Source organism: Paractinoplanes hotanensis (assembly GCF_023717965.1).
GTDB classification, from domain to species: Bacteria; Actinomycetota; Actinomycetes; order Mycobacteriales; family Micromonosporaceae; genus Actinoplanes; species Actinoplanes polyasparticus.
Genome location: NZ_JAMQOL010000055.1, coordinates 38,266 through 50,973, shown reverse-complemented (window position 1 = coordinate 50,973; position 12,708 = coordinate 38,266). Strand labels below are relative to the sequence as shown.

The 12,708-nt window shown below is 70.5% G+C and carries 10 protein-coding genes; 2 read left to right on the top strand and 8 right to left on the bottom strand.

Features of this window, described 5'->3' with window-relative positions; genetic code table 11:
- Positions 1-21: 21 nt before the first annotated feature.
- Entirely contained in the window at positions 22-762 is a 741-nt protein-coding gene (locus LXN57_RS37180; protein WP_251802907.1) for an SDR family NAD(P)-dependent oxidoreductase, read from the bottom strand.
- A 67-nt stretch (positions 763-829) separates the two neighbouring features.
- Complete coding sequence (locus LXN57_RS37175) at positions 830-1,174, bottom strand: histone-like nucleoid-structuring protein Lsr2 (RefSeq protein WP_251802906.1); 345 nt, start codon at positions 1,172-1,174, stop codon at positions 830-832.
- A gap of 267 nt (positions 1,175-1,441) precedes the next feature.
- On the opposite strand from LXN57_RS37175, the gene LXN57_RS37170 reads away from it, so the two are divergent.
- Positions 1,442-2,581, top strand: coding sequence for a glycoside hydrolase family 12 protein (locus LXN57_RS37170; protein WP_251802905.1), 1,140 nt, complete (start codon positions 1,442-1,444; stop codon positions 2,579-2,581).
- 157 nt (positions 2,582-2,738) lie between these two features.
- On the opposite strand, the gene LXN57_RS37165 is transcribed toward LXN57_RS37170, so the two are convergent.
- The 6 genes from LXN57_RS37165 to LXN57_RS37140 all read right to left on the bottom strand — a co-directional run bounded on the left by LXN57_RS37165 (position 2,739) and on the right by LXN57_RS37140 (position 10,282).
- The gene (locus LXN57_RS37165; protein ID WP_251802904.1) at positions 2,739-3,242 is read right to left on the bottom strand and encodes a pyridoxamine 5'-phosphate oxidase family protein; all 504 of its coding nucleotides are present in this window, start codon (positions 3,240-3,242) and stop codon (positions 2,739-2,741) included.
- Between the two features lie 76 nt (positions 3,243-3,318).
- Positions 3,319-4,959, bottom strand: coding sequence for a GMC oxidoreductase (locus tag LXN57_RS37160; protein ID WP_251802903.1), 1,641 nt, complete (start codon positions 4,957-4,959; stop codon positions 3,319-3,321).
- Between the two features lie 110 nt (positions 4,960-5,069).
- Positions 5,070-6,080 carry a zinc-dependent alcohol dehydrogenase gene (locus tag LXN57_RS37155; protein WP_251802932.1) on the bottom strand — a complete coding sequence of 337 codons (1,011 nt, stop codon included), beginning with the start codon at positions 6,078-6,080 and terminating at the stop codon, positions 5,070-5,072.
- Between the two features lie 234 nt (positions 6,081-6,314).
- Entirely contained in the window at positions 6,315-7,931 is a 1,617-nt protein-coding gene (locus tag LXN57_RS37150) for a glycosyltransferase family 39 protein (RefSeq protein WP_251802902.1), read from the bottom strand.
- A 9-nt stretch (positions 7,932-7,940) separates the two neighbouring features.
- Positions 7,941-9,617 carry an AMP-binding protein gene (locus LXN57_RS37145; RefSeq protein WP_251802901.1) on the bottom strand — a complete coding sequence of 559 codons (1,677 nt, stop codon included), beginning with the start codon at positions 9,615-9,617 and terminating at the stop codon, positions 7,941-7,943.
- Between the two features lie 14 nt (positions 9,618-9,631).
- Entirely contained in the window at positions 9,632-10,282 is a 651-nt protein-coding gene (locus LXN57_RS37140) for a dioxygenase family protein (protein ID WP_251802900.1), read from the bottom strand.
- 167 nt (positions 10,283-10,449) lie between these two features.
- Here LXN57_RS37140 and LXN57_RS37135 point away from each other — a divergent pair, with 167 nt between their 5' ends.
- Positions 10,450-12,597 (top strand): TAXI family TRAP transporter solute-binding subunit, encoded by a 2,148-nt coding sequence (locus LXN57_RS37135; protein ID WP_251802899.1) that lies wholly within the window; start codon positions 10,450-10,452, stop codon positions 12,595-12,597.
- Positions 12,598-12,708 lie beyond the last annotated feature (111 nt).

Below are 12,708 nucleotides of genomic sequence, written 5' to 3'. Positions count from 1 at the left end.
ACAGACAGGTCGGACGCGGGCCTAGAGCCTTCCCTTGATCTCGGCCTTGCCCGCTGCCTTGCCGGCGTAGATGCGGTCGGCGACAGCGGGGAACAGGTGGGCGGCGACGATGGCGGCCCGGTACTTCGCCGGTACGACGATGCGGCGGCGGGGGCGGCGCAGTGCCTTCTCGACTGCGACGGCGACGATCTCGGGACCGGGCAGGTTGCTGCGGTGCTGGTTGCCGGCGGTGGCGATGTAGCCGGGCTCGACGAGGGTGACGCCGATTCCGGTTCCGGCCAGCTCTCGGCGTACGGAATCGGTCATGCCCCGCAGGGCGAACTTGGTCGCCGAATAGGTGCCGCTGATGCCGACCTCGCCGGCCACCGAGCCGATGTTGACGATGGCGCCCGCCTGCTGGGCCCGCATGATCGGCACGACCGCGCGCATCAGGCGGATCGGGGCCAGCAGGTTGACCCGCACCATGCCCTCGACCGCGTCGTCGTCGGCCAGGATCGACGCCGCGCCGCCGATACCCGCGTTGTTGACCAGGCCGTCGATGCGGCCGGTGACCGCTTTCGCCCGTTCCACGAGATTGGCGATAGCGGCCGGATCGCGTACGTCGGTGGGGACCACAACGGCGCCGGGCAATTGCGCGGCGAGTGCTTCGAGTTTGTCGGCGCGGCGGGCGGCGAGCACCACCGTCGTGCCGTTGCGGGCGAGCCGTTCCGCGGTGCTGCGGCCGATTCCGCTCGACGCGCCTGTCACGATGACGACCGGCATGCTTTCTCCCCGTCCACGAAAGCGGCGCCGCCGGGATCGACGACGCCGCTCATTCTTGCCGATGGAACTATCGCTTGCTGTGGTACGCCTCCACGATGTGGCTCGGGATGCGGCCGCGCTCCGAGACCTCGTAGCCGTTCTTGTTCGCCCACTCGCGAATCGCCTGGTTCTGGTCGCGGCTGGCGCGGCCGGTGCTCGCCGGCGCCGAACGGCGGGTCGGCGACGCGACGGGGGTGCGGCCCACCCGCGTGGCCGCATTCAGAAACGGGTCGAGCGCCTTGCGCAACTTGCCGGCGTTCTTCTCGGAGAGGTCGATCGTGTAGTTCACACCGTCGAGTCCGAACTCGACGGTGCGGTCCGCCTCGCCGCCGTCGAGGTCGTCGGTCAGAAGGGTTATTACCTGCTTGGCCATGGTGTGCCCCGCTCCTACAGCGATGTCATTTGAACCACGACAATGCTCATGCGCGCTTCGCCGTGAATGTCGATACCGTTGCATTCTGTCTCGCGACAGTTCTCAGTGCAAATTGCCCCCTTCCGCATGTCGCAATTCTGCCCGGTGTTACACCCGTGGAGGTGGGCCGGCGGCGCCTCTTTTCATGCTCGTGAATGTCCTGTAACGTGACGTGGGAGCGCTCCCACCGTGCCCGTCCCCACGGGATCCCCTCTCAAGGAGCTCCGAATGAGACGTCTTCTCCGCGCCGCACTGGCCGCCGGACTGCTGGCGACCGCCGCCCTCACCACTCTGGCCACCGCCGGCCCGGCCTCGGCCGACGTCGAGATCTGTGAGCAGTACGGCCAGACCACGATCGGCGGCCGCTACATCGTGATGAACAACCGCTGGGGCACCTCGGCCCAGCAGTGCATCGACGTCACGGGCACCGGATTCTCGATCACCAGCCAGCAGGGCGTCGGCAACACCAGCGGCGCCCCGGTCTCCTACCCGGCGGTCTATTTCGGCTGCCACTACACCCGGTGCTCGCCCGGCACCAACCTGCCCATCCGGGTCGGCGACATCTCGTCCGCCACCAGCAGCGTCAGCTATCAGTACGTCTCCGGGGCGACCTACAACGCGTCGTTCGACATCTGGCTCGACCCGTCGCCGCGCACCGACGGCGTCAACGCGCAAGAGATCATGATCTGGTTCAACCGCCAGGGCTCGATCCAGCCGATCGGCTCGGTGGTCGGCAATGCGACGATCGGCGGGCGCACCTGGGAGGTGTGGCGGGGCAGCAACGGCGCCAACGCGGTGATTTCGTATGTCGCGCCGTCCCCGATCACGAGCTGGAGCTTCAGCGTCCTCGACTTCATCCGCGACACGCAGAATCGCGGAGCGATCACCAGTAGTTGGTATTTGACAAGTATTCAGGCCGGATTCGAGCCGTGGGTCGGCGGCGCCGGTCTCGCGGTGACCAATTTCTCGGCAGCGGTTAACGGCGGCGGAGGCAACCCGTCGACGCCCCCGCCGACGACGCCTCCCCCGACAACTCCGCCGCCGGCGGCCGGCGGTTGCCGCATCACCTACGCCACCAACACGTGGAATACCGGCTACACCGCCAATGTGACCGTGGCGAATACCGGATCGACGGCCCTGAACGGCTGGGCGCTCGGCTTCACACTGCCCGCCGGCCAGACCATCACGAGTTCCTGGAACGCGGCATTGACCGGTTCGAGTGGAGCGGTCACCGCCCGCAACATCTCCTGGAACGGCGCAGTCCCGCCCAACGGCAGCACATCGTTCGGTTTCCAGGCCACTCACACCGGCAACTCCGCCGCACCAACCGCCTTCACCCTGAACGGTTCCGCCTGCACCACCGCCTGACGCACACAGTCACCCCGAACCCGAGCCGCCTCGTCGCCGATTCTCCGGTGCCGGGGCGGTTCGTCCATTCCAGAAGTTGATCTCCATGATTGCCCTCCCCGCGTTCTCCGAGCCCACTGTCAACGGCGCGAATCCCGAAGCCGCCGGGTCGCGGGATCTACAGCACTCGGGCGCGATGGTCCTTGCTGATGTTGTGGAGGGTGCAGGCGCGCCGCGGCTCGCCCGGGCACAGCACCCACAACTCGGTGGCGGCCGCCTGATAGAGCCGCCAGGGCGAATCGTCTGTCAGTTCCTCGCGCGAGAACACGCTGCCCCCGCGCTCCGCCGGGCCTGGATAGTGCACCAGCCGGTCGTCGAGTTCGTCGGACGGCACCGCACGCCCCTCGCCCACGGCATACACGGCCTGCCCGTGGTAGGCGGGCACGGTGGAGTCGTAGACGGTCAGGGCGACGGCCGGCCGTTCCGCGAGATTGCGCGAGTGCTCGGCGTCGAGCGCGGACACCCAGAGAAACTCCCACCCCCCGGTCCAGGAGAAGTAGACCGGGGTGACCCAGGGCTGCCCACCACCCGACACCGTCGCCAACGTCAGAAAGTGGTTGGCAGTCAGAAGCTCCCGTGCGTGCCCGATCAGCTCAGGGTTCGGCTCGTCGGGTGTCACCATGCCTGCCAGCCTATGGCCGAGCCGGCACTCCCGCGACCCTGTGGTCGAGGCGCACCGGCGACGAGAAGAAGCCGGGTCAAGCCGGCCCGAACCGTAAGGCCGCGGGGGCGTGGGCCGGAACGGCAGGGGAGTGCGGAGCGGTCGGGTTGAGGCGGCGATAGGGCTGGTCGGAAGCGGGACGTTGGTCGGGTTCCCCCTTGTTGGGCCACAGCGCCATCGCCCGCTCGGCCAGCGCCGTGATGGTCAGGGACGGGTTGACACCCAGGTTGGCGGGCACGGTGGAGCCGTCGATCACGTGCAGGCCCGCGTAGCCGAAGACGCGGTGGTAGGGGTCGATCACGCCGGCCGACGGGCTCGCGCCGATCGTGGCGCCGCCGAGGATGTGGGCCGTCATGGGGATGTTGAAGATGTCGCCGACCGTGCCGCCGGGGAAGCCGCCGATGTGGGTGGCGATGCGCCGGACGGCGTCGTGGCCGACGGGGATCCAGCTCGGGTTCGGCGCACCGTGCCCGGGGCTGGTGGTGAGGCGGCCGCGCCGGGTGCGGCTGACCGTCAGCGAGTTGTCGGCCGTCTGCATGACCAGCACGATGATGGTGCGTTCGCTCCAGCGCCGCACCGACAAGGAGCGGGCCAGCACGTACGGATGACGCAGGGCCGACCCGAGGAAGCGCACCGGCCGCGGCACCCGCCCGCCGCCGTCGACCAGCACCGTCGAGAGCAGACCCATCGCGTTGCTGCCCGGGCCGTACCGCACCGGCTCGATGTGTGTGGTCTCGTCGGGGTGGAAGGACGACGTGATCGCCACACCCTGCGAATACGGCTGTTCCGGCACCGACGTGGTCTGCGCGCCGAGCAGCGCCTCCGAGTTCGTGCGAGTCAGCGCGCCCAGCCGCGGCGACAGGGCGGGCAGCACGCCGGTGTCCCGCATCGTGTGCAGCAGCCGCTGGGTGCCGAGTGCCCCCGCCGCCAGAACCACCTCGCGCGCCGTGAAGTCGCCGCCCGACGACGAGACGACCCAGCCCGACGGACCGGGCCGCAACGACGAGACCTCGGTGGACGGGTGCACGACCGCCCCGGCCCGCTCGGCCAGGTGCAGGTAGTTGACGTCGAGAGTGTTCTTGGCGCCGACCTTGCAGCCGATCATGCAGTTGCCGCACTCGGTGCAGCCCGTCCGGGCCGGGCCGGCGCCACCGAAGAACGGATCGGGCACCGTGCGGCCGGCCTCGCCGAAGAACACCCCCACCGGCGTACGCCGGAAGCTCGCGCCCGCCCCCATCTCGTCGGCGACCTGGCGGATCACCAGGTCGGACGGGGTCATCGTGGGCTGCTCGGTCACGCCCAGCATGCGCGACGCCTGGTCGTAGAACGGCGTCAGCTCGTCGGCCCAGTCGGTGATGCCGGCCCAATGACGGTCGGCGAAGAACGTCGCGGGCGGGCGATAGAGCGTGTTCGCATAGACGAGGGAGCCGCCGCCGACCCCGGCTGCCGACAGCACCACCAGGTCTTTGAGCAGAGTGATGCGCTGGATGCCACGCAGGCCCAGCCGCGGCGCCCACAGGAAGTTGCGCAGGTCCCACGACGTCTTGGGCAGGCTGTCTCGGGTGAAGCGCCGGCCCGCCTCGAGCACGCCGACGCGGTAGCCCTTCTCGGCCAGACGCAGTGCGCTGACGCTGCCGCCGAAGCCACTGCCCACGATCACCACGTCGTAATCCGCCATGGCTCCACCATCGCATTACCGGTCGGTAACCGACAGGGCTGCCTGTGGACAACGCGGAATTGTGGATAACTCCGGGCCGCCCGTCCGAGCGGCCTGGAGTCGCCTCCGACTCACGCCGAGAGGAGCACCTTGAGATGGCGACCGGAGGCGGCATCCGCGAAGGCAGCGGCGGCATCGGCCAGCGGGTGCACGGCGGTGACCATGGCCGAGACGTCCACCTCGCCCGACTCGAGCAGCCGCATGGCCTCGGTGAAGTCGCCGGGCAGATACGTGGCGCTGCCCTGGATCCGGAGCTGGGCGTCCTGGATCAACGGCAGGGGGATGCTCACGTCGGCCGGCGGCACCCCGACCACGACGACCGTGCCGCCCTTCATCACCAGGGCGAGGGCCTGGTCGGTGGTCGACTGCTCGGCCACGCAGTCGAACACCACGTCGGCGCTCTCGCCCAGCGCCTCCCGCACCAGCGCGACGGCGTCGGGTGCGGTCGCGTCGACGGCGGCGTCGGCTCCGAAGGCCAGCGCCCGTTCGCGGGAGGCGGCCGACCGGGCGGTCATGACGATGCGCTTGGCGCCGTAGGCCCGCGCCACCTGTGCCATCAGAATCCCGATGGTGCCGGCGCCCAGAATGGCCACGGCCTTGTCCCGTACGCCCTCAGCCAGCCCGATGGCGTGCACCGGCGTCCCCAACGGCTCGATGAAGGCGGCCGTCGCCCAGTCGAGCGCGTCCGGGATGACGTGCAGCCGCCGTTGGTCGACCGTGAACAGCTCGGCCATGCCGCCCTGGTCGTGGGCGCAGCCGAAGAACCGCAGCCGCTCACAGATGTTCTGCCGCCCGGCGAGGCACTGCTTGCACTCCCAGCAGGGCAGGAAGGGCTCGAGCGTCACGCGCTGCCCGACCACGGCCGCGGTCACCGCCGGCCCGACCGCCTCGACCGTGCCGCACACCTCGTGCCCCGGCGCGTACGGCAGCTCGATGAACGGATGCGACCCGGCCAGCGCGTGCGTGTCCGAGCCGCACACACCCGCCACCGCCGTCCGCACCAGCACTTCACCCGGCCCCGGCTGCGGCACTTCCGCCGCGACCACCGAAACCCCGCCATCCGAAACGATCACCCGCTGCATGGTCACGCCCCGACCCTAGACCCCACGCCGTGGCAGGGTTCACGCTGCGGGAATGCTGTCCTGTGCCTCGGGTGTGTCCGAGCAGCCGCTGCTCGTTGAGACGATCGGCGCCCAACCTGGAACGCACGGTCGGCGCGATCCCGGTCAACGTCAACCCGGCCTACCGCACGCACGAGTCGCGATCTGGGTCGCCGGCCCGGCGGTGACTGGCGGCCTCCGGCGTCTGGTGGCCCGTCAGCGGCGATAGATGGTGATCGAGTAGCCGACCTGGTCGATGGGGGTGCTGGAGTCGAGCAGCCGCTTCAGCTGGTTGCGGGCCAGGGCCACCCGCGAGTCGGAGACCACCAGCAGGCCGCGCACCTGGTCGACCGGCACGGTCAGCGGGTTGCGGCTCTGGATGCCGTAGTAGTTGGGCACGCCCGACCCCTTGTAGACCAGCCAGACCGGCTCGCCCGGGTATTTCGTCCGCAGGCGCTCGGCCAGCCGGGGGAGGTCCTGCCCCCAGTCGACGTTGGAGTCGTGCAGGTTGTTGTGCGTGTTCGAGGTGCCGCCGAAGGCCTCGTTCGAGTAGGGCAGGTAGTACGGGAAGGTCAGCAGCGAGCTCACCCCGACGAAGGCGGCCAGCGCCGTCGCCGGGATCCAGGTCCAGCGCCAGCGGATCAGGACGACCGCGCCGGCCGCGACGGCCAGCAGCATCGGCATGAAGATGACGTAGCGGGTGCCGTAGTCGCGGGAGCCGGTCATCGCCACCAGCATCAGCACGCCGGCCGGCAGCAGCAGATAGAGCGCGGCGATCCACTTCTTGATCAGCAGCGTGACGACGCCGGCCAGCCAGAGCAGCATCATGCCGAGCGGCGTTTTGATCACCAACGCGACCGGCAGGTAGTACCAGAGCGCCCCGCGGTACGCCTCGCCCAGCAGGAAGCCGTTGAACGTGCGCGACTCGAACACGAACTGGATCAGCACGCCGTCGCGGTAGGCCTGTGGGAACGGCAAAAGGTCGACGGCCAGGCCCTTGAGCCCGCCGGGATGCGGCAGGGTGGCCGGGGTGGTCCAGCGCAACCGCGGGTCGACGGCCAGGTAGACCAGCCAGACCACGGCCACGGCGATCAAGCCGACACCGATCGCGCCGAGCACGCGCAGCCCGAGCTGTCGCCACGTCTCGCGGGAGCGGAGGCCCGCCAGCGGCGCCCGCTTGACTACGGCCGGCGCCAGCAGGGCGAGCAGCAGCGCCACCGGCACGACGGCCAGGGTGTTCATCCGGGTCGCCAGGGCCGCGCCCAGCGCCACCCCCGCGAGCGGCAGATAGAGACCGGGCCGGGAACGGGCCCGCCACAGCATCCAGATGGTCACCAGCACGAAGCCGGCCGCGGGCACATCCAGCGTGGCCAGGGCGCCGTGCGCGATGAGGTCGGGCGAGAAGGCGTACAGGGCCAGGGCCAGCAGACCGGCCCACGGGCCGGCCAGGTCGCGGGCGAAGAACAGCACGACCAGGCCGAACAACAAAGTCAGCAGGACGATCGGCAGGCGCGCGGCCAGCATCAGCTCGAACGGGTTGTTGCCCGCTTCGTAGAGGACGTGCCGCCCGAGGTAGCTCTGATTCACCCGGAAGGGGGCGTCCAGCTTCGGGTCGACGAAGGCCAGCCCGGCCGCCATCGCCAACTTGGCCAGCGGCGGGTGCTCCGGGTTGTAGACCAGGCTGTGCTGCTGGCGGTAGACCTCGGCGGTCGCTACGTAGACCGGCTCGTCGATGGTCGGCGACTGCTGCACGGCCGTGGTGACCATGGCGAACGCCATCTGTCCCAGCAGCAGCACCACAGCGAGCGGGTAGAGCAGACGCCGTCGGAGCATCGCGCCAATCTATCCGGCGAATTCTCCCGGCGGCGCGGCGGACGGGTCCCCGTGCTTCTCGACCTCGGCCGCGCGCAGCTCGACCCGGCGGATCTTGCCGGAGATCGTCTTGGGCAGCTCGGCGAACTCGAGGCGGCGGATCCTCGCGTACGGCGGCATGTGTTCCCGGGCGTACGCGAAGAGGGTTCCGGCGGTGGCGGCGTCGGCCGGCCAACCCTCGGCGAGCACGACGTAGGCCTTCGGCACCGCCAGGCGCAGCGGGTCGGGGGAGGGCACCACCGCGGCCTCGACCACCGCCTCGTGCTCGATCAGCACGCTCTCGAGCTCGAACGGGGAGATCCGGTAGTCGGAGGCCTTGAACACGTCGTCGGTGCGGCCCACGTACGTGATGTAGCCGTCCTCGTCGCGGGAAGCGACGTCACCGGTGTGGTAGTAACCACCGGCCATCCGCTCGGCGGTCAGCTCGTCGTCGCCGTGGTAGCCGGCCATCAGGCCGGTCGGCCGCGGATCGAGCGCCACGCAGATCTCGCCCTCCGCGGCCTGGTCGCCGGTGTTCGGGTCGATCAGCGCGATCCGGTAGCCCGGCACCGGCCGGCCCATCGAACCCGGTTTGACCGGCTGACCCGGCGTGTTGGCGATCTGCACGGTCGTCTCGGTCTGGCCGAAACCGTCGCGGATCGTCACGCCCCAGGCCTTGTTCACCCGATCGATGACCTCGGGGTTGAGCGGCTCGCCGGCGCCCACCACGATCCGCGGCGGCGTGGCCAGGGCGGAGAGGTCGGACTGGATGAGCATCCGCCATACGGTCGGCGGCGCGCAGAAGCTGGTCACCCCGCAGCGCTGCATCTCGGCCATCAGACGGGCCGGGTCGAAGCGCGTGTAGTTGTAGATGAACACGCAGGCCTGCGCGTTCCAGGGGGCGAAGACGTTGCTCCAGGCGTGCTTGGCCCACCCCGGCGACGAGATGTTGAGGTGCACGTCCCCGGGTCGCAGCCCGATCCAGTACATGGTCGAGAGATGCCCGACCGGGTACGAGGTGTGGGTGTGCTCGACCAGCTTCGGGCGCGCTGTGGTGCCCGAGGTGAAGTAGAGCAGCAGCGTGTCGTCGGCCCGCGTCGGCTCGTCCGGCTCGAACCCGGCATCCTCGGAATAGGCGTCCGACAGGGAATGCCAACCGGCGACGGGGTCGCCGACCGTGATCCGGGTGACCTCCGCGGCGACCGAGGCGAACTTGCCGGCGGCGTCGGACGTGGCGATCACGTGCCGGGCGCCACCGCGGGCGACCCGCTCGGCGGAGTCAGCCGGGCCGAGCAGCGGTGTCGCCGGGATCAGCACGGCACCGAGCTTCATGGCGGCGAGGATCGTGTCCCACAGCTCCGCCTGGTTGCCCAGCATGACCACGACGCGGTCACCCCGGCGTACGCCGCGGGCGCGCAACCAGGTCGCGACCTGGCCGGACCGCCGGGACATCTCGGCGAACGAGAACCGGTGCTCGGAACCGTCCTCCTCGACGATCCAGAGCGCGGGCGCGTCGTTGTCCGCGGCGATCACGTCGAACCAGTCGAGGGCCCAGTTGAACTCCGTCAGCGCGGGCCATCGGAACTGGCGGACGGCTTCGTCGTAATCGTCGCTGTGCGCCAGCAGGAAGTCGCGCGCCGCCCGGAATGCCTCTGTGCCCTCGGTCATCTGAGCCTCCTGGCTCAGATGCTAATGGTCCTGGTCGCCACGAGGCCGCGGGAAAGATCGCCCGTGACGGTGGCCATGGTCAGCTCGCCGCCGTCCTCGGTCACCGGCGTGGCCAGCGCGAGGTGGGTCGCGCTCTGCTCGTATCCGGGCGCGCCGTATGCCGTCGCGCAGGCGTCGCCCGGCAGCGCCACCTGGACGGCCGGCCCGGCGAGGTCCTCGACGTGCAGGTGAGGCCACCGGCCGTCGTGCGCGCCGGGGAAGATCGTCGAGAAGGTGACCCAGCCGCCCTCGTCGGTGACCTGGATGCCGCGCAGGTAATTCCGCTCGGCCAGGCCGGGGGAGTGCAGCGAGTACGCGCCGTCACGGTCGGCGTGCCAGAGGTAGAGCGCGCGCCCGGCCAGCGGGCGGCCGGAGTTCACGCTGACCAGGCGCAGGCGCACGGTCAGCGGGACGCCGCGGGCCACCCCGGTGGCCTTGCCGAAGCTGCGGCGCAGGTCCCGGCGCACGATTCCCGAGCGGGAGAGCGCGTCTTTCTGCCCCTCGGCCAGGGCGGCCACGGTGACCCCGTGGTCGAGGCTCATCATGCGCCGCCGGCGCATCAGCGCGAAGTCGCGGGCGAGCCCCTCGACGCGCTGCTGCTGCGGCACTTCCACCTGCACGGTCATACGGCCCCCTCCGACGACGGTCAGGGGTCCATTACGCCGCCCGTCGGGTGCGGACCGGGTGATCCGGCTGGTGCGGGCCGGTTGCGGAGGCGTCCGGCTCGTTACAGAGTCGTGCGGTTACGAAGCGCGACGCGACCTAGTACTGCCCGTGGCTCGACGCGCCGCCGGTGAGCACGCTGCGGCTGCTGGGCCGGTTCGGCTACCACTTCTCGTCGCTGATCCTGATCGTCGTGCTGCTGGCGCTGGGCCAGAGCGCCACCCGGGCCGTCGTCTACGCCACGCTGCTGGCCTTCGCGCTCTCGTTCCTCGACCGGCGCTCGTGGCTCACCCCGCAACGCGTGTTCAGCGCGCTCAGCGCCGGCGTCCGCAGCGTGCTGCCGGTGGTCGCGGTCTGCGCCGCCGCCGGCATCATCACGGCCACCACCACCAAGACCGGGCTGGGCGCCCAGCTGGCGTCGGAGCTGGTGCGCCGCGCCGAGGCCGTCACCTCGAACCCGACCGCGGTGCTGGCGCTGACCGTCGTTCTGGCCGCGGTGGCACTGGCCATCCTCGGGCTCGCGGTGCCGGTCACGGCCAGCTTCATCATCGGCTGGGTCATCATCGGCCCGGCGCTGCTGACCCTCGGCGTCCCGGCGCCCGCCGCAGCCATGTTCGTCTTCTACTACTCGGTGCTCTCCGAGGTCACCCCGCCCACGGCCCTGGCCGCCGTCGGAGCGAGCGCGATCACCGGCGGGCGCACGATCCCGACGATGTGGCAGGCCCTCAAGTACGCGCTGCCGGCGTTCCTGGCCCCCATCGCGTTCGTGCTCACCCCGGCCGGTTCCTACCTGCTGGCTCGCGGCCCGTTCCTCGACATCGTCTGGGCCACCGCGGCCGCGATCGTCGGGGTGGCCGCACTGGCCGTCGCCACCGGCGGCTGGGTTCTCGGCATCGGCCGCGCCGGCACCCCGAGCCGCGTGCTGGCCGGGGTGGCCGGCCTGCTCCTGCTCTACCTGGAACCGCTGACCATCGGCATCGGCCTCGCCCTGCTCACCGTGGCCATCGGCTGGACGGCCGTCGACGCCCGCCGCCATCGACCCGCCCCCGCGGACCAGCCGCCCGCACCGCCGCTGCCGGCCTCCCCTGCTCCGGCGTCGTCCGCCCCGCGCCGTCGGATGAGCGAGGCAAGACCAGCGTCGGCATCCAGTCGCCGGGCTCTCCACATGGGAGTCCAGCTGACCATGACAGCACGTCTACCGCAAAGACGCCGTCTGCTTCAGTCCGGAGCGAGACCGGCAGCGACACCACGCACACCGAAGAACGGGGTTGATATGAGACGCATGGCAATGGCCGCCGGACTCGCTCTCGCCCTCACCGGGGCGCTGACGGCCTGCGGCGGACGGCAGGACGCCGCCTCGACCGACGCCGGCGGGGAGGTGACCTGCACCGTCGCCAACGAGACCCGGATCGGCATCGCCACCGGCAACGCCACGGGCGTCTACTTCGCGCTCGGCAACGCGTACGCCGAACAGATCGGCGCCGCCGGGGGCAACGTCAAGGCGACCGCCTCCGAGACCGGCGCCTCCGTGCAGAACATCCAGCAGCTGGTGGCCGGCAGCTACGGCGTCGCGTTCTCGCTGGCCGACACCGCGGCCGACGCGATCAACGGCACCGGCAGCTTCGACAGCAAGCAGCCGATCGCCGCGGTGTCCCGCATCCACACGAACTACACCCAGGTCATCGTGCGCAAGGACGCCGGCATCAAGGGCGTCGCGGGCATGAAGGGCAAGCGCGTCTCGACCGGTTCCCCCCGGTCCGGCACCGAGGTCATCGCCAACCGCCTGCTCACGGCGGCCGGCCTCGACCCCGCGAAGGACATCAGCGCCCAGAAGCTCGACCTCACCAAGACCGTCGACGGTATGAAGGAGGGCTCGATCGACGCCTTCTTCTGGTCCGGCGGCCTGCCCACGCCGGGCGTCACCGACCTGCTGACCACCTCGGGGGGCCAGGTCGAGTTCCTCGACATCACGCCGCTGCTGCCGGAACTCCAGAAGATCAACCCGGTCTACGAGGCCGGCACCATCCCGGCCGCGGCCTACGAGCTGGCCGGCGACATCCCGACCATCGTCGTGCCGAATCTGCTGCTGGTGAAGGACGACCTGGACGCCAACGTCGCCTGCGTGCTGACCAAGACGCTGTTCGACCGCAAGCCGCAGCTCGAACAGGCCAACGCCGCGGCCAAGGAGATCTCGCTCGACCAGGCCCGCAAGACCGACCCGGTGCCGCTGCACCGCGGCTCGGCCAAGGCTCTCGACGACCTCGGCGCACCGAAATAACCGCTGGACATGTCGTTGCTTCCGAGAGAAGCTGATCTCATGATGACCTTCTCTCGGAAGGGCGCGTGCGCCCTCGCGCTTTGATCGCGCCCGCGCGGCGACAGGCCGCGC

Excerpts from the sequence above, each read along its gene's own strand:
- LXN57_RS37140 (WP_251802900.1), bottom strand. The coding sequence starts at position 10,282 with ATGACCGTGCAGGTGGAAGTGCCGCAGCAGCAGCGCGTCGAGGGGCTC.
- LXN57_RS37170 (WP_251802905.1), top strand. The coding sequence starts at position 1,442 with ATGAGACGTCTTCTCCGCGCCGCACTGGCCGCCGGACTGCTGGCGACC.
- LXN57_RS37155 (WP_251802932.1), bottom strand. The coding sequence starts at position 6,080 with ATGCAGCGGGTGATCGTTTCGGATGGCGGGGTTTCGGTGGTCGCGGCG.
- LXN57_RS37145 (WP_251802901.1), bottom strand. The coding sequence starts at position 9,617 with ATGACCGAGGGCACAGAGGCATTCCGGGCGGCGCGCGACTTCCTGCTG.
- LXN57_RS37175 (WP_251802906.1), bottom strand. The coding sequence starts at position 1,174 with ATGGCCAAGCAGGTAATAACCCTTCTGACCGACGACCTCGACGGCGGC.
- LXN57_RS37160 (WP_251802903.1), bottom strand. The coding sequence starts at position 4,959 with ATGGCGGATTACGACGTGGTGATCGTGGGCAGTGGCTTCGGCGGCAGC.
- LXN57_RS37165 (WP_251802904.1), bottom strand. The coding sequence starts at position 3,242 with ATGGTGACACCCGACGAGCCGAACCCTGAGCTGATCGGGCACGCACGG.
- LXN57_RS37180 (WP_251802907.1), bottom strand. The coding sequence starts at position 762 with ATGCCGGTCGTCATCGTGACAGGCGCGTCGAGCGGAATCGGCCGCAGC.
- LXN57_RS37150 (WP_251802902.1), bottom strand. The coding sequence starts at position 7,931 with ATGCTCCGACGGCGTCTGCTCTACCCGCTCGCTGTGGTGCTGCTGCTG.